This is a genomic window from Rhizobium esperanzae, from assembly GCF_014197615.1.
Lineage (GTDB): Bacteria > Pseudomonadota > Alphaproteobacteria > Rhizobiales > Rhizobiaceae > Rhizobium > Rhizobium esperanzae_A.
In genome coordinates, this window is sequence record NZ_JACIFY010000024.1 from 63,913 (window position 1) to 85,723 (window position 21,811).

Here is a 21,811-nt window from a genome sequence, read left to right on the forward strand (position 1 = left end):
GGCGGTGATCCGGCCGCCCGGCATGCCCGTATTTCCCGACAGACGATCCGGCGGCCCTTCCTGCCGGTTTACCCTCAGATTCTGTTGCTAATTTAAAACGTTAGTAGACTCTAAATTATTTCTTCTTCAGAAAGTAAAGGCCGCGAATCGAGGGTTGGTGAGTCTCGCGGGCAGTATTTGAGGGGCAATGAACAAGTCAGTGGGGCCGGGGCGCACGGCCAGGCGCGGCGCGCAGGTGAAATTGAGCGATGTGGCGAAGAAGGTGGGCGTCAGCCCCATCACCATTTCGCGCGCGCTTCGCAATCCCGGGATCGTCTCGGAAGATCTGCGCGAGGTGATCCTGCGCATGGTCGACGAGATGGGCTATATGCCCAATCTTGCCGCCCGGGCGCTGGCCGGCCGCCACAACGGCGTCATCGGCGTCATCACGCCCGCCTTGCATCAATCCGGCTTCACCAATGTGATGGTCGGGATCGAGGATCGCTTTCGCGACACCGAATTCACCGTGCAATATTCCAATACGCTGCGTCACACGGAGGGGGAGGCGGGGCTGCTCAAATCCTTCCTGACGCAGAAGCCGGCGGGTGTCATCATCGCCGGAGCCGAATCCTATTGCGATCTTCTGCCGCTGATCGAAAGTGCCGTCTGTCCCATGGCCCATATTGCCGATCTGAGCCAGGAGCCGCAAAGGCTGGTCGTCGGCCTCGATCATTATTCGGCAGGCACCGGGCCTACCCGTTTTCTGTTGTCGAGAGGCTATAGGAGGATCGCGTTCATGGGCCGCGGCGCCGATGTCCGCTCGCGCCGCCGTATCGAAGGTTATGAGGCTGTGATGCGGGAAGCCGGGTGTTTCGATCCCGATCTCATCATCGGCGGGGATGCGGCCAGCCGCACCGGCCTCGGCCGGGACCTGTTCGCCCAACTGTTGCAGCGTGTGCCCGATGTCGATGCCGTCTTTGCCCAGAGTGATGAAATGGCGCTCGGCGTGCTCATCGAATGCAAGGAACGCGGCATCCGCGTGCCGGAGGATCTCGGCATCTGCGGCTTCAACGATCTGGAATTCTCCGCCTTTACCGAACCGTCGCTGACGACGGTGCACATCCCGCGCTACGAGATCGGCTACCGCGTCGCCGGCATGCTGCTGCGCGCCGTCCGCGACGAACCGCCTGATGAGGACAAGGCCGACCTGGGCTTTACCATTATTCCGCGGGGCTCGACGCGATAATCTAATGCGCGTCGCGCGGATCGGAAGCGTTGGCGATCAAGGTATCAGCAGGATACTGCCCGCCGCGCGCCCGGATTCCATCTCTTCGTGCGCCTTCCCAACGTCGGCCAAACGGTATTCGGCACCGATTTGCGAGACGATCCCCGTTTCCATCGCCCGGATGGCAGCGAGAGCAGCCTCGCGATACTGTCCGACGTCAGCGCACCAGGCCATGATGCTCGGATGGCAGAGCGCCTTGCCCGGGCGAAGTTCCTCGACAGGCACGGGTGGAATGGCGCCGGCGGCCTGACCGATGGTGACAGCCATGCCGAATGGGCGGACAGAGCGAATGCTCTTGAGAAGCGTCTCGCCGCCTATCCCGTCATAGGCGACGTCGACGCCGAGCCCGTTCGTCAACCGCTTCACGTCCGCAACGATATCGGCGCCGCGTCCAACGATCAGATGATCGGCTCCACAAGATGCGGCGAGAGCTGCTTTTTCGGAGGAACCGACCGTTCCGATCACCGTGGCTTCGAGCGATTTGGCCCAGCGAACCAGGATGCTGCCGAGCCCGCCGGCGGCCGCATGGATCAGAACGTGGTGTCCTGCACGCACATTATAGGTCTTCTTCAGCAGCATGTAGGCGGTCATGCCTTTGAGCAGCGAACTCGCTGCCGTTTTTGCCGAAATGGCATCGGGCAGCTTGATCACCCTTTCAGCGGCGATGTTTCGCGTGGTGCGATAGGCGCCGACCGGAGGTCCGGCATAGGCGACGCGATCACCTTTCTCGAACATGGAGACGCCGGGGCCGACGTCCTCGACGATGCCAGCCGCCTCGGCGCCGATCACCGAGGGGTAGGACGGCATCGGGTAGAGACCTTTTCGGTGATAAATGTCGAGGAAGTTCGTTCCGATCGCCTCATGACGGATTCGGATCTCGCCATGGCCGGGATCCTCACACTGGTGCTGCTCGACATGGAACCGGGTGATGTCACCGGGGGCGTTCAGCCATATGATCTGGTCAGTCATCGCTCGTGTTCTCCTTGGATGGGACAAACTAAGCGATGGCTTAATGAGTGAAAATTCCCTATTGCTGCACAATGATTGGGAAAGATTTCACAAAGCTCGACTGGGACGACCTTCGGCATTTCCTGGCCCTCGCGCAATCGGGAACGTTGCTTGGCGCAGCAAAACAGCTCGGTGTCGAACATGCGACCGTCAGTCGGCGCGTTTCGTCGCTCGAAGCCGGTCTCGGACGCAAACTCGTGGACCGCCGCGGACGCCGCATCATCTTGACTTCGGACGGAGAGCAGGTTGCCAGGCACGCGGCTCTCGTCGCCGTCCAGACGGCTGCCATCGAGCAGCTTGGTCGCAGCAGCGCCACGGAATTGCGCGGCCATGTCAGGATCAGCGCACCTCCCGCACTCTCAAGCGTGCTGCTCGCAAAACCGATCGCAGCCGTCAGGCGAGACCATCCCGGCGTCGAGATCACGCTTGTCGGAGAAAAGCGCCTCGCCTCCCTGAACAGGCGCGAGGCGGATGTCGCCGTGCGAATGTCGCGTCCGGAGGAGGGAGATTACGCTATCGCCAAGCTCGGCGAGACAAGCTTTCATCTCTACGCATCGAAGGCCTATCTCGAAACGGTTCCGCCGTCGGACTGGACCTTCATCGGTTACGACGAAACCATGAACGCCTCGCCGCAACAATTGCGGCTGGCCGAACTGGCCGCCGGCCGGCCGATCGCCGTGAGGTCGTCCGTTCTGGAGTTTCAGGCCGCAGCGGCAAGCCTTGGTGCAGGTGTCGTCATGCTCCCCGATTTCGCCGTCGCGGAGTCCAGCGGTCTCCAGCGCATTGAAACCGATCAGCCGTTGACAAGAGAGGTCTGGCTGGTTGTCCACGCCGATATCAAAGACGTGCCCTCCGTCCGCGTCGTCGTCGATGCGCTGAAAAACGCTCTGGGGAGATAGTCCCGGCCTCCGCGGAACCGCCTCACTTTTCGCAAAGCCGCCGGCCGCCGGAATAGGGTTGATAGGTACAGTCGGATGGGCGGAAGGATCGGTAACTGCGCGAGCAGGCGCTGATGTTGCAGGACTGTGGCGCGCCTTGACCATCGACGGCTTCTTCACTCGATCGCACTCCGCTCAGCGTCGGCTCGACCGTCGCTTCGCGGACGAAGTCCCGCCAGATATGGGCCGGCAGGGCGCCCCCCGTCACCCCCTTCATCGGCGCGTCATCGTCATTGCCAACCCAGACGCCGACGACGAGGGCATCGGTGAAACCGACGAACCAGGCATCCCGATTGTTCTGGCTGGTGCCGGTCTTGCCGGCCGCAAAGGTGCCGGGATCGGCGCCCCGTCCAGTGCCGCGCTCGACCACCAGCTGCAGGAGCCCAAGGAGATCGGACTGGTAGGGCGAGAGATCGACACTCGGCTTCGATTGTGCGCCAACGCGGAAGGTTTTGGGCTGCCCTGCCGCTTGGAAATCGATGATGCCCCAGGGCTTGACAGGTGCCCTGCCGAGCTGGACGGACGCATAGGCGCTGGTGAGATTAAGCAGATTGACTTCGGAGGTGCCGAGCGCCAAAGACGGCGTGTTCGCCAGTGGCGCATCGATGCCGAGTTCGCGCGCTGCGGCAATCACATTGTCCAGGCCGACCTCTTGGGCAAGCGTCACCGACGCGGCATTGAGCGATCGCGCGAACGCCTCGGCAAGCGTGACCCAACCGTGATAATTGCCGCCGGAATTTTCCGGCGACCAGCCATCGATGTCGATCGGCGCGTCCAGCACCTGGTCGGACAAGGTGAGCCCGGCCTTCAAGGCTGCGTAATAGACGAAAAGCTTGAAGGTGGAACCTGGCTGGCGCATCGCAGTGACGGCGCGGTTGAACTGGCTGGCCTTGTAGTCGCGCCCGCCAACCATCGCAACGACCGCGCCGTCCGGCGTCATCGCAACCAAAGCGGCCTGCGATGCTCCCACTGTTTTTCCTTCGCCGTCCAAGGACCTCGTCACGATCCTTTCGGCGATTTGCTGCAACTGCGGCACCAGCGTGGTGCGCACCGCCGTCGAGCCTGGCGAGGCGCCGGCGATTTCGCTCGCCTGCGGCGAAATCCAGTCTGCAAACCAGCTTCCGGAGCGCGGCGTCGGCGTCGTCGGGTGCAGCCTGGCAAAGCTCGTCTTGGCCTCAGTCGCCTGTGGTTCGGTGATCTTGCCATTGGCCGTCATCGCGTCGAGAACGACCATGGTGCGCTGCCGGGCGCCGTCGAAATTGTCGATCGGGTTCCATTGGCTCGGCGCCCGCAGCAACCCCGCCAGCATCGCCGACTCCGGCAGGTTGAGGGCGCCGATATCCTTGTTGAAATAGATGCGCGCGGCGGCAGGCATGCCGGTCGCGCCCGCGCCAAGATAGACGCTGTTGAGATAGCGCGTCAGGATTTCATGCTTGCCGAGCTTCCACTCCAGCCAGACGGCGATGACAAGCTCCTGAATCTTTCGTTTTATCGTTCGGTCGCTGTCGAGATATTGCAGCTTGATGAGCTGCTGGGTGATGGTGCTGCCGCCCTCCACCACCGAGCCGGCCTCCAGGTTGCGCAGAAACGCCCTGCCGATGCCCCTCGGATCGACGCCGAAATGGTCCATGAACCGGCGGTCCTCGATCGAAAGCACGGCATCGATCAGTTGGGGCGGAAACTGGTCGTATCGCGCATATGGTCCTTGATAAGGCCCCTGTCTGACCAAAGGCGCGCCGTCGGCGGTTTCCAGCACCACGACCGGCTTCAGCGTTCCATCCCGGATTTCGCTCCAGGGCACATCCTTCAGTGCCCACACCAGCACGCTGGTGACGAGGAGGCAGGCAAGCAACACCGAGCCCAGAGCGAATTTCCGCCAGCCCGCCAGAAGCGGCCGGCGCTGGCGACTTTCACCCTCGGTACGCCGATCGCGGATTCTGCGTCCGGCTCTGGCCAGAGCAGTGGTCATCCACCGAGTTGGCGCTGACGTGGCTGCCAGCCGCCTCCGCAGCTTCCGCCTTAGAACCGAAGCGGCTGTCCTGGTCTTTGCCAACGCCGAACTTGCCTGCAAATCGTGACGCAGCGCACGCAACAGATTGCTCGCGGCCCGTCTGGTCTGGCCGAAAGATCCTTGGGGCAGTTGCGAGGCGTCGGCTTGGCTGATGTCTGGCGAAGCCGAGGCTGCGGCTTGTGGCGCCGAATCGACTGTCTGATTAGGACCCGAGCTCGAGCTGCCAACGCTTTCACTTGAGGATTCGGGGGGATTGGGCATCGTTTTCCGCTAAAAAGCCAACGCAGCATGACCTTTATAGCCGGGTGACGCCGCGTGTTCTACCGCAAAAGGCCGAACGATTCCCGTTTCCGTCTGGCCGCCGGAAGCAGACAGGAAGCTCATTTCGCAACGTAGTCCTGGGGGCCGGTCCTGCCGGCCCCAGATCCAATCAGATATCGCTGGCGGCACTCGACCAGAGGTCGGCGGCTTCGGCTGCCGTCATGCGCCGTACCTCGGCCTCATGGCTGCGGCTGGCGAAGAGTTCGCTTGCCATGATCTGTTCGGCAAGATCGGCCGGCAGCGAGAGGATGACGCGGCCTTCGCCATTGTGCAGGCCGCCGAGTTCGGTGCGCTTGCCGGTCACCATGCCGCCGGCGACCGTGTTGTTGGTCTCCGGATCGATCAGGATGAAGGAGCCGGACTGCCGGTTCTGCTCATAGGGATCGAAGATCGCCGCTTCGTCGAAGACGAGCCGGACTTTGCCGATGGCGTTCATGTAGAGCCGCTGGGCGACGTTCCATGTGCCGGTCTTCAGTTCCAGCTGGCTGAGCGGCTGCACCTGGACGCGCTGGCGGCGCGAACCGCTCTTCAGCCAGTAGCGCTTGCCGGGCTCGATGCCCTCGGGCTGGAGCGCGACGATCTGTGCGTCGAAGGCAAGGCCGACCTGCGGCTGGGCGTCGATCGAGACGATCATGTCGCCGCGCGCCACATCGACCTGGCGGTCGAGCACCAGCGTGATCGCATCACCGGCAACCGCGGCATTGCGCACGAGATCGAAGGTGACGATCTTGGAGACATTGGCGACCATGCCGGACGGCAGGATCATGACGCTGTCGCCGGGCTTGACCGAGCCGCCGGCAACCGTGCCCTGATAGCCGCGGAAGCTTTCGCCCGGACGCGAGACGCGCTGCACCGACAGGCGGAAGCCGACCGTCTGCGACGAGCGAACGGTCGCAAGCTCCAGCGTCTCCACCAGCGTCGGGCCGGTGTACCAGGGCATGGGGCCTTGACCGGAATAAACGACGTTTTCGCCCTTCAGCGCCGACATCGGGATGGCGGTGATCTGCTTGACGCCGAGCGACAGCGCAAATTCCCGGAATTCGTGGCTGATCTTGTCGAAGCCGGCGCGATCATAGCCCGTCAGGTCGATCTTGTTGACGGCGAGCACGAACTGCTTGATGCCGAGCAGCGACGCGATCGTCGCGTGGCGGCGCGTCTGTTCCAGAATGCCGAAGCGCGCATCGACGAGCAGGATGGCGAGATCGGCGGTCGAGGCGCCGGTCGCCATGTTGCGGGTATATTGCTCGTGGCCGGGCGTGTCGGCGACGATGAAGGAGCGCTTGTCGGTCGAGAAATAGCGATAGGCGACATCGATGGTGATGCCCTGTTCGCGCTCGGCCTGCAGGCCGTCGAGCAAGAGCGCAAAGTCGGGCAGGCCGAGATCGTTCTGCTTGCCGGTGGAATCGCGCTGCAGCGTGGCGGCCTGGTCTTCCTTGACCGCCTTGGTATCCCAGAGCAGGCGGCCGATCAGCGTCGACTTGCCGTCATCGACGCTGCCGCAGGTGATCAGGCGCAGCGGGCGCGAGTCGCGCTGGGCCTTCAGCGGCTCGGCGGCGGGCAGGGTGGCGACGGTTGCGGCCGAGACGGCGGTTTGGACTACGGTCATCTCAGAAATATCCTTCACGCTTCTTCTTTTCCATGGAGCCGGACTGGTCGCGGTCGATGGCGCGGCCCTGGCGTTCGGACACCGTTGCGATTTCGAGTTCGGCGATCACCTCTTCGAGGGTGGTGGCCTGGGAGCGGATGGCGCCGGTCAGCGGGAAATCGCCGAGCGTGCGGAAGCGGATCATGCCTTCCTGGCGCACTTCGCCGGGCAGCAATTCCAGGCGCGGATCCTCGGCCAGGATCATCATGCCGTCGCGCTCCACGAACGGCCGCTTCCTGGCGTAATAGAGCGGCACCAGCGGAATGTCCTCGGCCTGGATGTAGCGCCAGATATCGACTTCGGTCCAGTTCGACAGCGGGAAGGCGCGCACGCTCTCGCCTTTGCGGATCATGCCGTTATAGACGTTCCAGAGTTCCGGCCGCTGGTTGCGCGGATCCCAGCGATGATCGGGGGTGCGGAAGGAATAGATGCGCTCCTTGGCGCGGCTCGCTTCCTCGTCGCGACGCGCGCCGCCGAAAGCTGCGTCGAACTGGCCGGCATCGAGCGCCTGGCGCAGGCCCTCGGTCTTCATGATGTCGGTGAAGGCGGCCGAACCATGGGTAAAGGGCGTGATGTTTTCCGCCGCGCCGCGCGGATTGATGTGCTCGATCAGGTCGAGATCGTACTTCTTCGCGGTCTCGTCGCGGAAGGCGATCATCTCGCGGAATTTCCAGCCGGTATTCACATGTAAGAGCGGGAAGGGCACGCGGCCGGGATAGAAGGCCTTGCGCGCCAGGTGCAGCAGCACCGAGGAATCCTTGCCGATCGAATAGAGCATGACGGGACGCTCGAATTCGGCCGCGACCTCGCGAAAGATATGGATGGATTCGTTTTCCAGCGCCTTCAGATGCGGGTCGAGCGGCGCCTTGGCGCTCTGGGGATTGCTGAGTTCCGTATCCGGACGGCTATCGGGCATGTCTTACTCCAGGCTGTCGGTCGTTTGCGGCGGCCCGCAAACAATTCCTTGATGTTGGCTTTCCCAAGGCAGCGACGGTCGCCGCGCCTTGAATTGGGATAGCCGTGAAGTTGATTATACCGCGGCGACCGCCGCAGCCTCTTCGGCGACATGCAGGCCGCATTCGCGCGTCTCGTCCTGCTCCCACCACCAGCGGCCGGCGCGTTCCGGCTCGCCGGGTTTGATCGCCCGCGTGCAGGGCTCGCAGCCGATCGAGGGATAGCCGCGGCCATGCAGCGGGTTGACCGGCACACCGTTTGCGGCAACGAAGGCCTTGATCGCCTCGAGATCCCAATCGGCGAGCGGATTGACCTTCAACAGGTGCCGTTCGGCGTCGTATTCGGCAAAGGGCGTTTCGGCGCGGTTGGCCGATTGGCCGCGGCGCAGGCCGGTGATCCAGATCGTGGCACCTTCGAGCGCGCGCGCAAGCGGCTTCAGCTTGCGCACGCCGCAACAGGCGTGCCGGGCCTCGACGCTCTCGTAGAAACCGTTGAGGCCGTATTGCGCCGCATAGGCGTCGATATCGGCCTTTTCAGGCTCATAGCGCTGGATCTTGATGTCGTACTGGCTTTCCGTCTCTTCGATCAGCGCCAGCGTCTCGGCAAACAGCCGACCGGTCTGCAGCGTCGCGACATCGATGGGCAGGCGATGAGTGCCGATCTCGGCGGTGATCACCTGGTCCTCGATGCCGAGCGAAGTGGTGAACACCACGCGGCCGCCGAGGCCCGAGACCAGCGACAGGCGTGCGGCCAGGTCGAGACCCGCCAGCCTGTCATTCAGTGCCTCGGCTTCGGCAATCGAATTGATAACAGTCATGAGATTCCTGTCCTTTGTTGACCGGAGTATCGCAGTTCAATCCAGGATCGGACAGAAAAAGGGATTTCGAAAGCTGCGGCCGGAGGAGCAAATATCTCTCCTAAGCTGCCGCAATGCAAAAAAACAGCCGCCCGAGAATAAAAATCCCCGCGAACAGCCTGTATGTCTACAAAAATAGTAGAGTTACACGCAGCCTGTCAATCCGAAATCTGAAGTGATGCCGAAAAAGGTGCGAAACGGACCATTTTGGCGTAGATTGCCGAACGTTGGCCGAGGGTGAAAAACAAGGCCAAAATGCTTGTTCCTCAAGGCCTTTCCCGGCGCGTTCAAATTCCGTTCATGCTGGTTGTGCCATAGAGGCGAAAGTACTTCCGTAGCGGTGCGGAGAATCGCGCCGCCTGTGTGTGTCGATGGTCTGAGATGATTACGCAAAAGGCGAAATATGCGCTGCGGGCGCTGACGGCTCTGGCTGATGCCGATGCCGACGAACCGGTGATGATTTCCGATATCGCGGCGCAGCAGAAGATCCCGAAGAAGTTCCTCGAACAGATCCTGCTCGACCTGAAACATCACGGCATCGTCGTCAGCCGCCGCGGCAAGCAGGGCGGTTATCTCTTGCTCAAACCGGCCCATACCATCACCTTCGGCGAGATCCTGCGCATCGTCGACGGCCCGATCGCGCCGCTGCCCTGCCTGTCGATCACCGCCTATCGCCGGTGCGACGATTGCGACGGCGAACAGAACTGCCAGATCCGCCACGTCTTCGCCAAGGTGGCCGACGCCACCCGCAAGGTGCTGTTCTCCACAACCATCGCCGACGCCGCCCAGCCCACCCACAGCGCCGAAGTCACCCGGCTGCTGGCCTGAGCGTCAGTGGAAGGCAGCGGTTCCGGGATAACGACGTACGCAAAAACAATGGCTTAAGCACGTCGCATGCATCAAGTTCGATGCGACGCCCTTTTCCTGTCCGATAGTTCTCGATCGCTCACCGATCGCTGACCGCCGCCCGCGGATTGACCCAGGGCTCCTGGTTCGAGCGCGCCAGCGGCTGCTTGCCGAGGATGTGGTCGGCGGCCTTCTCCCCGGTCATGATCGACGGGCCGTTCAGGTTGCCGTAGGTGACGTGCGGGAAGATCGAGCTGTCGGCGACACGCAGGCCGTCGACGCCGATCACCCGGGTCTGCGGATCAACCACCGCCATCGGATCGTCCTTGGCGCCCATCTTGCAGGTGCCGCAGGGGTGATAGGCGCTTTCCAGGTGCTCGCGCAGGAAGGCGTCGATCTCATCATCGCTTTGCACGCCTTCGCCGGGCTGGATTTCCGCGCCGCGATAGTCGTCGAAGGCGCTCTGCCCGAAGAGTTCGCGGGTCAGCCGTACGCAGTGGCGGAATTTCTCCCAGTCCTCGGCATGGCTCATATAGTTGAAGCGCAGCACCGGATCGGCCTTGGGATCGGAAGAGCGCAAGCTCACGCTGCCGCGCGATTTCGACAGGTTGTAGCCGACATGCACCTGGAAGCCGTGGCTTTTCGCCGCCGCCTTGCCGTCATAGCTGATCGCGACGGGGAGGAAATGATACTGGATATCGGGCTGCTTCAGCCCGGGTGCCGAGCGCAGGAAGGCGCAGGCTTCGAACTGGTTGGAGGCGCCGAGCCCGCCCTTGGAAAGCAGCCATTGCGCGCCCGCCACTCCCTGCCAGAACCACGGCAGCCAGGAATAGAGCGACACCGGTTTGGTGCTCACCTGCTGGAAATAGAATTCCATATGGTCCTGCAGGTTGGCGCCGACGCCCGGCCGGTCGGCCTTGACCTCGATGCCCATCTCCTTCAGATGCTCGGCCGGGCCGATGCCCGACAGCATCAAGAGCTTCGGCGAATTGAAGGAGGAGGCCGAGACGATCACCTCGCGGTTGGCCTTCACCACCTCGATCCTGCCCTTGCGCTCGATCTCGACGCCGGTGGCGCGTCCGCCCTCGATGACGATCTTGCGGGCGAAGCCGTAGACGATGTCGACATTTTGCCGTTTCAGCGCCGGCTTCAGATAGGCGTTGGCGGCAGACCAGCGGCGGCCGGCAAAGATGGTCTGCTCCATCAGCCCGAAGCCCTCCTGCTTGCGGCCGTTATAATCCTCCGTCGTCTCGAAGCCTGCCTGCTTGCCGGCCTCGACGAAGGCCCGGAAAAGCGGATTGGTGAAGCCGCCGCGCTGCACGTGCAGCGGGCCGTTGGTGCCGCGCCAGCCGTCTTCGCCGCCATGCGAATGTTCCATCCGCTTGAAATAGGGGAGAACGTCGGCGTAGGCCCAGCCGCTGGCCCCGAGCTCTTCCCAGCGGTTGAAATCTTCGGCATGGCCGCGCACATAGACCATGCCGTTGATCGAGGAGGAGCCGCCGATCACCTTGCCGCGCGGCGCGGTGATGCGCCGGTTGTTGAGGTTCGGCTCCGGCTCGGAAAGATAGCCCCAATTATAGCGCTTCATGCTCATCGGCCAGGCAAGCGCTGCCGGCATCTGGATGAACGGCCCGAAATCGCTGCCGCCCGCCTCGATGACGAGGACGCTGTTCTTGCCGTCTTCGGAGAGGCGATAGGCAAGGGCGGAACCGGCGGAGCCGGAGCCGATGATGACGAAATCTGCTTGTTGCATGACGTTCCCTTAGATTCTTTTGCAACCGGGCACTAAGACCCCGCCCCAAACCCCTCCCCACAAGGGGGAGGGGCTTAACATGGGGCACCCGGCCACTCCCAAATCAGCGCCGCAAGCGCTGCGATCGAAGAAAGGTGAACCGGTGCCGCGCATTAGCCCCTCCCCCTTGTGGGGAGGGGTTGGGGAGGGGTCTTCACTCTCCTCAATAAGGTGCGGCCACCGGCCCCATGCCGACGTAAACCGTCTTCAGCTCGGAATAATGCTCGAGCGCGGCCAGCGAATTCTCACGGCCGAAGCCCGATTGTTTCGAGCCGCCGAAGGGGATTTCCACCGGGCAGAGATTATAGGTGTTGATCCAGAGCGTGCCCGCCTCCAGCCGGTCGACGATGCGGTGGGCGCGGGTGAGGTCGGCGGTGAAGACGCCGCCGGAGAGGCCGAATTCGCTGGCATTGGCGCGGGCGATCACCTCGTCCTCATCGTCGAAATCGAGCACTGACATGACAGGCCCGAAGATCTCCTCGCGAGCAATGGTCATGTCGTCGGTGACGTCGGCAAAGACGGTCGGCTGCACGTAATAGCCTTCGCCCGAGACATTGTTCGGAATGCCGCCGCCGGCAACAAGCGTTGCGCCCTCGGCCTTGCCCTTCTCGATATAGGCAATCACCTTCTCGCGCTGCGCCCAGGAGACCATCGGGCCGATCTGGGTCGCCTCATCCATCGGATCGCCGATCAGCATCGCTTCGGTGCGCGCCTTCAGCCGCTTGAGGAAGTCGGCCTTGATGCCCTTCTGTACGAAGACACGGGTGCCGTTCGAGCAGACCTGGCCTGTGGAATAGAAATTGCCGAGCATTGCCCCGCCGACCGCTGAATCGAGATCGGCATCGTCGAAGACGATGAGCGGCGACTTGCCGCCGAGCTCCATCGTCACATGCTTGAGGTTGCCGGCCGCCGCCGCCGCGACCCTGCGGCCGGTCGGTACCGAGCCGGTCAGCGACACCTTGGCGACGTCGGTATGGTTGACGAGCAGCGGCCCGGTGTCGCGGTCGCCCTGGATCACATTGAAGAGCCCCTTCGGCAGCCCCGCTTCATACAGGATTTCGGCAATCTTCAGGGCGCCGAGCGGCGTGTTTTCCGAGGGCTTGAACACCATGGCATTGCCGCAGATCAGCGCCGGGGCCGCCTTCCAGCAGGCGATCTGCTGCGGATAGTTCCAGGCGCCGATGCCGACGCAGACGCCGAGCGCCACGCGCTTGGTATAGGCGAAATCCTGCCCGAGCGGGATATGGGCGCCGTTGAGGCCGGCCGGGGCGACGCCGCCGAAGAATTCGAAAGCATCCGCACCGGAGGTCGGGTCGGCGACGATGGTCTCCTGGATCGGCTTGCCGGTATCGAGCGTTTCCAGTTCGGAGAGTGCCCGGTTGCGCTCGCGCATGATGTCGGCGGCGCGCTTGAGGATGCGGCCGCGCGCCATCGGGCTCATCGCCGCCCATTCCGGCTGGGCGCGCTTGGCCGCTGCAATCGCCCTCTCGATGATCGCAGGCGTTGCCGCATGCAGCCGGGCGATCACCTCGCCGGTGGCCGGATAGAGGCTCTCGATGACGGTGCCGTCGGTATCCTCGACATATTCGCCGTCGATGAAGTGCGAGGCTTTCGGCTGGGCTTTCATGTCATTTGTCCTTGGGGGAGATGGTGGATAGAAGTGCGTTCACATAATCCTCCGTCAGCGCGATCGAGGCTTCGATGCCGATCGGCGCGGATTTCAGACTTTGCCTGATATAGAGCCCGTCGATCATCGCCGCTGCGCCTTCGGCGATGCGTTCTGCGGCGTCGACGGGCAGCAGCGCCTTGAGATCGGCAAGCAGATTGGAGCGCAGCCGTCTGGCATAGATCACCAGGAAACGCCGCGTCTCCTCCGAACGCTGCGCCTCGGCGTAGAAGGCGAGCCAGGCGGCAATCGTCTCCGGCGCAAACTGGTCGGCATGGAAGCTGACGCGGATGATGGCCGAAAGCCGCGCCCGCGGCGTCTTGGCTGCCTTCAGAGCCGCCACCGCATCGCAGCGCAGCTGCCGCAGCAGCGAGCGGATCGTCTCGATCAGCAATTGGTCCTTGCTGCCGAAGTAATGATGCGCAAGGGCCGCCGAAACGCCGGCCTGGCGGGCGATATCGGACATGGTGACGGCAAGCGAGCCGTGATCGCCGATCACCCGCAGCGCTGCATCGACCAGCGCCTTGCGGCGCACCGGTTCCATCCCGACCTTCGGCAACGGACAATTCTCCCTGAAATCCAAGGGCAGAGTATTTTTGATTGACTGATCAATCAACAAAAATCTTTCTCGATTTGACCGAGATCAGATCTTTCCCTGAAAAATTGCTGCAACATATTCCAAAATCCAGGAGGTGCGCCATGGCCGATGTCTTCAACGCAGTGCCCACATCCCAGCTGCAGTCGAAATGGATCTGGTTCGTCGGTCTCGGCGTGTTGCTGCTGGTCTGCGGCCTGATCGCGCTCGGCAATCTGATGCTCGCCACCGTCGTCTCCGTTTATTATGTCGGCATGCTCATGCTGTTCGGCGGCGTGACCTATCTCGTCCATGCCTTCCAGGTGCGCGGCTGGGATCACGTGCTCTTCTGGGTGCTGAGCGGCCTGCTCTACGTGCTCGCCGGCATCTGCGCCTTCGTCAATCCGATCCTGACGTCGGCGGCGCTGACGCTGTTTCTTTCGCTCGCGCTTGTCATCGCCGGCGTCTTCCGCACCTGGGTCGGCATGCGCATGAAACCGACCAGGCGCTGGCGCTTTATCGTCGCCAGCGGCGTCATTACCGCGCTTGCCGGTTTCGTCATTGCTCTCGGCTGGCCGGTCAACAGCCTGTGGATCCTCGGCCTGTTCCTGGCCGCCGATCTCACCATCCAGGGCTGGACGATGATCGCCTTCGGCCTCGGCATCCGCAATGGACCTGTCGAAAGCGGTGCGCCTGCGTCGCTGTCCGATCGTTCTTTTTGACAAGGGGATAAGAGGGGATTAAACTTTAGGGGTATATGCGATCGCCGCAAATGGTCATGCGTCCCCCAAAGGCAGGGTTCTGCCTGAATAAAAAGGGAGGAAGTTCATGCCGATGGTCACTGTTTCCATCTCTCCGCAACAGGCAGCGGGCATTCGCGCCGCCGTCGACAACGGCGGTTATGCCTCCAGCAGCGAGGTCGTCCGCGAGGCGTTGCGCCTTTGGGATACCGCCCGCAAGCTCAACGAATTCAAGGCTGATGTCCTCGACGAGATTTCTCCGTCCGGCGGCAGATGCGTCGGCGACATGTTCGCCGATCACGAGGCGGCACGCCGTCGCTCCGCCTGAACAGCAAGCACATGATTGCATTGAGGGATTCGATAAACGCGGAACGCGTGGCGCTCCCTTGCGTCTTTCACAAAAGTTTCACATTGGCGAAAGGGTTCATTGATCCTTCTGCGGCAAGTTCCTGACGAAAAAGAACAGGTCACAGTGGAGATCGGCCCGCAATGAAGACGGGAACGTCCTTGTCCGCCGCCTTCGAGCCCGGCGTGCTGCGCCGCTATGCCAGCGATCAGATCGTCACGCTGGCCAAGCTCGTGGTCGAAAACGCCTTCCAGCCGATCGTCGAGGCCGGCACCGGCACGGTGTTCGGTTATGAATCGCTGATGCGCGGCCAGGAACGCATCGGCTACGACACGCCGGTCGAAATCCTCGACGAGGCCCATCAGGCCGGCCAGCTGCTGCAGTTCGAACAGATGCTGGCGAGCCGGGCGCTCGCCAAATTCGCGACGCTGTCGAATTTCTCCACGGCGACGCTCTTCCTCAATCTCGATGTCCGGCTGATCCCGCATGGCGAACGCCTGGTCGAGAACCTGCTGCAGCATTTGCAGAAGGCCAGCATCCCGCCGTCTTCCGTCTGTTTCGAATTCTCCGAGCGGTTCGACAATACCAGCGTGCCGGAATTTGCCGGCCTGGTTTCGAAGCTGCGCAAGGCCGGCTTCAAGCTGGCGATCGACGATTTCGGCGTCGGCCACGGCGAGATGAAGCTGCTTTGCGATCATCCCGTCGATTATCTCAAGATCGACCGGCATTTCGTCGCCGAGATCGACCGCAGCCCGCGCAAGCGCCATCTCTTGAAGAGCATCGTCAATATCGCCCATGTGCTCGGCACCCGCGTCATCGCCGAAGGCATCGAGACCGAGGCCGAATTCATCGCCTGCCGCGAATATGGCGTCGACCTCGTCCAGGGCTGGTTCATCTCCCGCCCGACGACGCATATGTCGGAACTGGCGCCGTCCTTCCCGCATCTGCAGGAACTCGGAAAAGCCAAGCGGGGCAGCCAGTCGCTCGACGAAATCCTCATCCGCAGGCAGATCGAACTCCTGCCGGCGGTTTATGAGAACGACAGCATCGACAGCGTCTTCGAACTCTTCCGCCGCAATCCGCGCCGGGCTTTCTTTCCCGTCCTCAACGCCAACGACGAGCCGCGCGGCATCATCCACGAGCAGCATCTCAAGGAATATATCTACCAGCCCTTCGGCCGCGATCTCCTGAAGAACAAGATGTATGAGCGCTCCATCTCGCATTTCGTCGAGATGGCGCCGATCGTCGGCCTCGACAGCGATGCCGAGCAATTGATGGCGATCTTTGCCAATATGGAAGGCAGCAACTGCCTGATCCTCACCGACAATATGCGTTATGCCGGCGTCGTCTCCGCCGCCGCGCTGATCAAGGTGATCAACGAGAAGCAGCTGAAAACCGCCCAGGACCAGAACCCGCTGACCGGCCTGCCGGGCAATCGCGCCATCCGTGATTTCATGCGCCAGTCCGGCCGTGACGGCGATGAGGTCCGCCATTTCTGCTATTGCGATTTCGACAATTTCAAGCCGTTCAACGATGCCTATGGCTTCCATCTCGGCGACCACGCGATCTCGCTGTTTGCCGCGCTGATGCGCCGCTATTTCTTCGCCGAGCGCCATTTCCTCGGCCATGTCGGCGGCGACGATTTCTTCATCGGCGTCGTCGGCTGGACGCAGGAGGAACTGACGGAAATTCTCGATCGGCTGATCGGCGATTTCCACGACGATGTGCTCGATCTCTATTCCGACGAGCACCGCGCCGCCGGCCGCATCCTCGGTCACGACCGCGCCGGCGCGGAAGCCCTGTTTCCGCTGATGCGCTGCTCGATCGGCGTCATCGAACTGCCGGAAGGCCTCGTCATCGACGATATCAACCGCGTCAGCGCCGAGATCGCCGTCATCAAGTCGGCCGCCAAGGAGAGCGACGAAGGCCTCGTCTTCCATCTCCTGGAGCGCCGCGCGTCTTGACGCAAAGGAGGCGGCAGCACCTATGCCGCGGGCGAGGCGAATTGACGCCCTTGCCACTTCCAGCCTTTCCAAGTCTCCGGGGCTGATCTATTCCGGTTGCCTCAGATCAGGGAGGGTCGCGCCATGTCACTGCCTCAGCAAATGCGTTTCGTCGATCTCAAGTCCTTCGGCGGACCGGAGGTGATGGTGATCGCCAGGCGGCCGCTGCCCGTGCCGGGTCAAGGCGAGGTTCTGGTGCGCGCCGAGGCTGTCGGCGTCAACCGCCCCGATGTCGCCCAGCGCCAGGGCAGCTATCCCGCGCCCAAGGATGCGAGCCCGATCCTCGGCCTCGAACTTGCTGGCGAAATCGTTGCGATCGGCCCCGGCGTCAGCGGCTATCGCATCGGCGACAAGGTCTGCGGGCTGGCCAATGGCGGCGCCTATGCCGAATATTGCCTGCTGCCGGCAGGCCAGATCCTGCCCTTTCCCAAGGGCTATGACGCGGTGAAGGCGGCGGCTTTGCCGGAGACCTTCTTCACCGTCTGGGCCAATCTCTTCCAGATGGCCGGGTTGACGGAAGGCGAGACGGTGCTGATCCATGGCGGCTCCAGCGGCATCGGCACCACGGCGATCCAGCTCGCCCGCGCCTTCGGCGCCGAGGTCTATGTGACGGCCGGCTCGCCCGAGAAATGCGAGGCTTGCGAGAAGCTTGGTGCCATGCGCGCGATCAACTATCGGACCGAGGATTTTGCTGCGGTGATCAAGGCGGAGACCGGCGACGGCGTCGACATCATCCTCGACATGATCGGCGCCGCTTATTTCGAGCGCAACCTTGCGACGCTGGCAAAAGACGGCTGCCTGTCGATCATCGCCTTCCTCGGCGGCGCCGTCGCCGAAAAGGTCAATCTTGCGCCGATCATGGTCAAGCGCCTGACGGTGACCGGCTCCACCATGCGCCCGCGCACGGCGGAGGAAAAACGCGCCATCCGCGACGATCTGCTCTCGCAGGTCTGGCCCCTCCTGGAAGCGGGCTCCGTCGCCCCCGTCATCCACAAGGTCTTCGCCTTCGAGGAAGTCGCCGAAGCCCACCGGCTGATGGAAGACGGCAGCCATGTCGGAAAGATCATGCTCGCCGTCTGAGGTCAGCTTCGGGCCAGCATTCGTGCGCAAGGTGGTATTGATCCTGGCCGTTTGTGAGTCTCCGGGATCGTTCAACAGTCGCCTGATCGAAACCCGGCCCCGAAACTGCGCATCTTGATGTGGTGTTGCTTGCGCGTTGTAAGGTCCCTACGAGGAATGCAATGGCTCTATTCCACGCCTGCCCGCTCTGCCGCAGCAGAATTCCGCATTTCGTACCGCTTCCGCGCTACTACATCGACAAGTCGGTCGAGCACGGCTTTCCCTATCGCGTCGATGAATTCGAAACGATCAACCATCAGGCCTATAGCTGCCCCAATTGTCATTCATCCGATCGCGACAGGCTGTACGCGCTGTTCCTGACGCCGGTGTTCCAACGCCTCAATCAGGCGCACCCCTTCCGGTTCCTGGACATCGCGCCGGGACGGGCTTTCAGCTTCTGGCTCAAGAGCCACCCGCATATCTTCTACCGCAGTTGCGACATGTATATGCCCGAGGCAGACGACAAGGCTGATATCCACAATCTGCCCTACGCCGACGAGAGCTTCGACTTCGTGCTTTGCTCTCATGTGCTCGAACATGTCGAGGATCCGGTGCGTGCCACCGCCGAAATCCGACGTGTTCTCAAGCCGCACAGCATCGCCATCCTTATGGCGCCGATCTGCCTGTCGATCGAGGAAACCTATGAAAATCCCGAGGTGACGACGCCGGAAGGCCGCTGGGGGCATTTCGGCCAGGACGACCATGTGCGCCTCTTCTCCAAGTCCGGCTTCATCGATGTGATTCAGCGCGCCGGTTTGGCGGTCCAGCAGGTTCCAGTCACCGAATTCCTGACGCCCGAGGTCTGCGATACCTACGGCATCGGCCCCAGCTCCGTCCTCTATCTCGGCGTGAAGCAGGAAGCCGTCCAGCAGGAACCGCAACCGGAGCGCAACGTCGCCTGAGACGCGCAAGCCGTTCAATTGTGAAGAGGCGCCCCGACCCAGAGGCGCCTTTTCAATTTCGGCCGCCTCTCAGCGTTATCGCCGCCGGACGTCGGGTCTTACTCCACCCTCCGTCGTGCCCGGCCTTGGGCCGAGCATCCACGCCACATCCACCAGCGGTCGTCACCCGAATTCCGGCGTGACCTAAACCCCGTTGGCTTTCGCGCCGCGACGCGGTATGCCTGCCGCATCCCGTCAGCACCTGGATGAGAGTTCATGACCAACCCCGTCACCGTCGAAGTCACCCGTGGCCTGCTCGTCGAAAGCCGCCATCGCGGCGCGGTGGCGGTCGTCGATGGTGATGGCAAGCTCGTCTTCTCGCTCGGCGACATCGACGCCGCCGTTTTCCCGCGCTCGGCCTGCAAGGCGATGCAGGCGCTGCCGCTGGTGGAAAGCGGTGCGGCCGACGCCTATGGTTTCGGCGACAAGGAGCTGGCGCTCGCCTGTGCCTCGCATAATGGCGAGGAAGCGCATGTGGCGCTTGCCGCTTCCATGCTCGCGCGTGCCGGCCGGAATGCCGGGGCGCTGGAATGCGGCGCCCACTGGTCGATGAGCCAGAAGGTCCTGATCCAGCAGGCCCGTACGCTCGATGCGCCGACCGCGCTGCACAACAATTGCTCGGGAAAACATGCCGGCTTCATCTGCGCCTGCTGCCATGGGGATATCGATCCCAAGGGTTATGTCGGTTACGAGCATCCTCTGCAGGTCGAAATCCGCGCGGCGATCGAAGGCCTGACCGGCGCCGTGCTCGGCGCTGCGAGCTGCGGCACCGATGGCTGCTCGATTCCGACCTATGCCGTGCCTCTGCGCAGCCTGGCCCACGGCTTCGCCAAAATGGCGACCGGGGCCGGCCTGGAACCCTTGCGCGCCAGGGCATCCCGCCGGCTGATCGAGGCCTGCATGGCCGAGCCTTTTTATGTCGCGGGAACCGGACGCGCCTGTACGGCGCTGATGCAGATCGCCCCCAACCGCATCTTCGTCAAGACGGGCGCCGAGGGCGTCTTTTGCGCGGCGATCCCGGAAAAGGGCATCGCCATTGCGCTGAAATGCGAGGACGGCACCACCCGCGCCGCTGAAGCCATGGTGGCCGCCACACTCGCCCGCTTCTTCGAGACGGAGAGCGAGGTGCATGAAGCCCTGATGGGCTTTGCCGCCACCTCGATGCACAATTGGAACGGCATCCATGTCGGCGATATCAGGGTGACCTCCGCCCTGACCGCATGAGCCGGCGCGCATGTCGCGTGAGCATGCTCCCCGGACACCGCAAGGGCAGGGCAGGCCGCAGGTCGATCACGCCACGGCGATGGTGCCGTTGAGGTCGCGATAGGGCTTCAGCCGCTCGGCCGGCATATCATCCGGCACGATCAGTCCCGCCACTTCGGAAATGCCGAGCACCGGGCAGGGCGAGACGAGGTCGAATTTTTCCTCCGTCAGCAGCACATGCGTTTCGGCCGAGCAGCGGGCGATATGGCGCTTGATTGCCGCCTCCTCGAAATCGCCGGTGGAAAGCCCATGCACGGGATGGGCGGCGGTGACGCCGAGGAAGAACAGGTCGGGGCGCAGCTGCGAGATTGCCGCCATCGCGGCTGCCCCCGTCGCCACCATCGAATGTTTGTAGAGCCGACCGCCGGCCAGGATCACCTCGGCGGTCGGATGGTGCTCCAGTTCGGCGGCGATCGTCGGGCTGTGGGTCGCAACTGTCAGCGGCATGTCGCGCGGCAAGTGCCTGGCGATCTCCGCTGTCGTCGTGCCGCCGTCGAGAAAGATCATCTGCCCCGGCCTGACCATCGCCGCAGCTTTGGCCCCGAGCCGCGCCTTGATCTGCGATGAAACGCTGCGTCGCGCCGAAAAATCCGGCAGCTCCGGCGAAAGCGGCATGGCCCCGCCATGCACCCGTTTCAGCAATCCTTCCGCTGCCATTTCCCTGAGGTCACGCCGGATCGTGTCTTCCGAAAGGGAAAAATCCTCGGCGACGCGTTTGGCGATCACCTGGCCGTTCTGGCGCAGGATATCGAGAATGAGGGCCTTGCGTTGCGTCGTCAGCATCGTCTCTCCGCACGAAATTAAACGATATGTCGCAAACTTGCACGAATAGACTCGACATTCAAGAAATATCATGCATTTTCGTGAAATCCCGTGCATGACGCCCGGGAGAGCGATGGAGTGGATCATGTTGATTTTGATTGCCGGGCCCTATCGGTCCGGAACGGGCGACGACCCGGAAAAGATGACCGCCAACCTGAAACGGCTGGAAGAGCCCTCGCACAGGCTGTTTGCGGCCGGCCACGTGCCGATGATCGGCGAATGGGTGGCGCTGCCGATCTGGCATGCCGCCGGCGGCAAGTCGGTCGGCGATGCGCTTTACGAAGAAATCTTCCACCCGGTCGCCGGCCGGCTGCTGCAGCTCTGCGAGGGCGTACTGCGCTTGGCCGGCGACTCCAAGGGCGCCGACAACGACGTGCGCATCGCCAGGGAACGCGGCATCCCGGTCTGGCACCGGCTGGAGGATGTGCCGGGCTGCGGGTGAGTGACGGTGCGGATCCAAAACCCCTCCCCACAAGTGGGAGGGGCTAGGCTGCGTGCCCCGCCAGTGACTAAAGGGAGAGGTGTTGCTGGCTGTTACCGTTCGACGGATTGGCTGCGATGGAGGGGTTACGTGAAGCGGTGCGGCACGTTAGCCCCTCCCCCTTGTGGGCAGGGGAATCGCATATGGCGAGTAAGCAGTTGTTTTATTGCGTCAAATAGATTCAAGGACTCTCCGTTGATTTGGAGGTTGCGATGGATCGA

At 62.8% G+C, this 21,811-nt stretch carries 19 protein-coding genes; 10 read left to right on the forward strand and 9 right to left on the reverse strand.

Going from position 1 to position 21,811, the window contains the following annotated elements; genetic code table 11:
- Nucleotides 1–187 precede the first annotated feature (187 nt).
- The gene (locus GGD57_RS26050; RefSeq protein WP_184473075.1) at nucleotides 188–1,225 is read left to right on the forward strand and encodes a LacI family DNA-binding transcriptional regulator; all 1,038 of its coding nucleotides are present in this window, start codon (nucleotides 188–190) and stop codon (nucleotides 1,223–1,225) included.
- A gap of 36 nt (nucleotides 1,226–1,261) precedes the next feature.
- On the opposite strand, the gene GGD57_RS26055 is transcribed toward GGD57_RS26050, so the two are convergent.
- A complete protein-coding gene (locus GGD57_RS26055; RefSeq protein WP_184473076.1) occupies nucleotides 1,262–2,233 on the reverse strand; it encodes a quinone oxidoreductase family protein in 972 nt (323 codons plus the stop codon).
- Between the two features lie 71 nt (nucleotides 2,234–2,304).
- Between GGD57_RS26055 and GGD57_RS26060 the strand changes: the two genes are divergently transcribed.
- Complete coding sequence (locus tag GGD57_RS26060; protein WP_184473077.1) at nucleotides 2,305–3,171, forward strand: LysR family transcriptional regulator; 867 nt, start codon at nucleotides 2,305–2,307, stop codon at nucleotides 3,169–3,171.
- A gap of 22 nt (nucleotides 3,172–3,193) precedes the next feature.
- Here the strand turns inward: GGD57_RS26060 and GGD57_RS26065 are convergent, their stop codons facing one another.
- From GGD57_RS26065 to GGD57_RS26080, 4 genes are all read right to left on the reverse strand, one after another.
- On the reverse strand, nucleotides 3,194–5,482 hold the full coding sequence (locus tag GGD57_RS26065) for a PBP1A family penicillin-binding protein (RefSeq protein ID WP_184473078.1): 2,289 nt from the start codon (nucleotides 5,480–5,482) through the stop codon (nucleotides 3,194–3,196).
- A gap of 169 nt (nucleotides 5,483–5,651) precedes the next feature.
- Nucleotides 5,652–7,148 (reverse strand): sulfate adenylyltransferase subunit CysN, encoded by a 1,497-nt coding sequence (gene cysN, locus GGD57_RS26070; protein ID WP_184473079.1) that lies wholly within the window; start codon nucleotides 7,146–7,148, stop codon nucleotides 5,652–5,654.
- Between the two features lies 1 nt (nucleotide 7,149).
- Nucleotides 7,150–8,103: a sulfate adenylyltransferase subunit CysD gene (cysD, locus tag GGD57_RS26075; RefSeq protein ID WP_010034611.1), complete on the reverse strand. Its 954-nt coding sequence runs from the start codon at nucleotides 8,101–8,103 to the stop codon at nucleotides 7,150–7,152.
- Between the two features lie 114 nt (nucleotides 8,104–8,217).
- Nucleotides 8,218–8,958, reverse strand: coding sequence for a phosphoadenylyl-sulfate reductase (locus GGD57_RS26080; RefSeq protein WP_184473080.1), 741 nt, complete (start codon nucleotides 8,956–8,958; stop codon nucleotides 8,218–8,220).
- Nucleotides 8,959–9,378: 420 nt separating this feature from the next.
- Between GGD57_RS26080 and GGD57_RS26085 the strand changes: the two genes are divergently transcribed.
- Entirely contained in the window at nucleotides 9,379–9,825 is a 447-nt protein-coding gene (locus GGD57_RS26085) for an RrF2 family transcriptional regulator (protein ID WP_003580348.1), read from the forward strand.
- Between the two features lie 118 nt (nucleotides 9,826–9,943).
- Here the strand turns inward: GGD57_RS26085 and betA are convergent, their stop codons facing one another.
- From betA to betI, 3 genes are all read right to left on the reverse strand, one after another.
- Entirely contained in the window at nucleotides 9,944–11,596 is a 1,653-nt protein-coding gene (betA, locus tag GGD57_RS26090; protein WP_184473081.1) for a choline dehydrogenase, read from the reverse strand.
- Nucleotides 11,597–11,798: 202 nt separating this feature from the next.
- Nucleotides 11,799–13,262: a betaine-aldehyde dehydrogenase gene (gene betB / locus GGD57_RS26095; RefSeq protein WP_184473082.1), complete on the reverse strand. Its 1,464-nt coding sequence runs from the start codon at nucleotides 13,260–13,262 to the stop codon at nucleotides 11,799–11,801.
- A 1-nt stretch (nucleotide 13,263) separates the two neighbouring features.
- Nucleotides 13,264–13,860 (reverse strand): transcriptional regulator BetI, encoded by a 597-nt coding sequence (gene betI / locus GGD57_RS26100; protein ID WP_184473083.1) that lies wholly within the window; start codon nucleotides 13,858–13,860, stop codon nucleotides 13,264–13,266.
- Between the two features lie 140 nt (nucleotides 13,861–14,000).
- Between betI and GGD57_RS26105 the strand changes: the two genes are divergently transcribed.
- From GGD57_RS26105 to GGD57_RS26130, 6 genes are all read left to right on the forward strand, one after another.
- A complete protein-coding gene (locus GGD57_RS26105; protein WP_184473084.1) occupies nucleotides 14,001–14,597 on the forward strand; it encodes an HdeD family acid-resistance protein in 597 nt (198 codons plus the stop codon).
- A 106-nt stretch (nucleotides 14,598–14,703) separates the two neighbouring features.
- Nucleotides 14,704–14,943 carry a ribbon-helix-helix domain-containing protein gene (locus tag GGD57_RS26110; protein WP_085736567.1) on the forward strand — a complete coding sequence of 80 codons (240 nt, stop codon included), beginning with the start codon at nucleotides 14,704–14,706 and terminating at the stop codon, nucleotides 14,941–14,943.
- Nucleotides 14,944–15,104: 161 nt separating this feature from the next.
- Nucleotides 15,105–16,925, forward strand: coding sequence for a GGDEF domain-containing protein (locus GGD57_RS26115; RefSeq protein ID WP_184473085.1), 1,821 nt, complete (start codon nucleotides 15,105–15,107; stop codon nucleotides 16,923–16,925).
- 123 nt (nucleotides 16,926–17,048) lie between these two features.
- Complete coding sequence (locus GGD57_RS26120) at nucleotides 17,049–18,044, forward strand: NAD(P)H-quinone oxidoreductase (protein WP_184473086.1); 996 nt, start codon at nucleotides 17,049–17,051, stop codon at nucleotides 18,042–18,044.
- 161 nt (nucleotides 18,045–18,205) lie between these two features.
- Nucleotides 18,206–18,985: a class I SAM-dependent methyltransferase gene (locus GGD57_RS26125; protein WP_184473087.1), complete on the forward strand. Its 780-nt coding sequence runs from the start codon at nucleotides 18,206–18,208 to the stop codon at nucleotides 18,983–18,985.
- A gap of 255 nt (nucleotides 18,986–19,240) precedes the next feature.
- Nucleotides 19,241–20,248, forward strand: coding sequence for an asparaginase (locus GGD57_RS26130; protein WP_184473088.1), 1,008 nt, complete (start codon nucleotides 19,241–19,243; stop codon nucleotides 20,246–20,248).
- A 66-nt stretch (nucleotides 20,249–20,314) separates the two neighbouring features.
- Here GGD57_RS26130 and GGD57_RS26135 read toward each other — a convergent pair whose 3' ends face one another.
- Nucleotides 20,315–21,070 carry a DeoR/GlpR family DNA-binding transcription regulator gene (locus GGD57_RS26135; protein ID WP_184473089.1) on the reverse strand — a complete coding sequence of 252 codons (756 nt, stop codon included), beginning with the start codon at nucleotides 21,068–21,070 and terminating at the stop codon, nucleotides 20,315–20,317.
- 124 nt (nucleotides 21,071–21,194) lie between these two features.
- Here GGD57_RS26135 and GGD57_RS26140 point away from each other — a divergent pair, with 124 nt between their 5' ends.
- Nucleotides 21,195–21,551: a DUF4406 domain-containing protein gene (locus tag GGD57_RS26140; RefSeq protein WP_184473090.1), complete on the forward strand. Its 357-nt coding sequence runs from the start codon at nucleotides 21,195–21,197 to the stop codon at nucleotides 21,549–21,551.
- The last annotated feature ends 260 nt before the right edge of the window (nucleotides 21,552–21,811 follow it).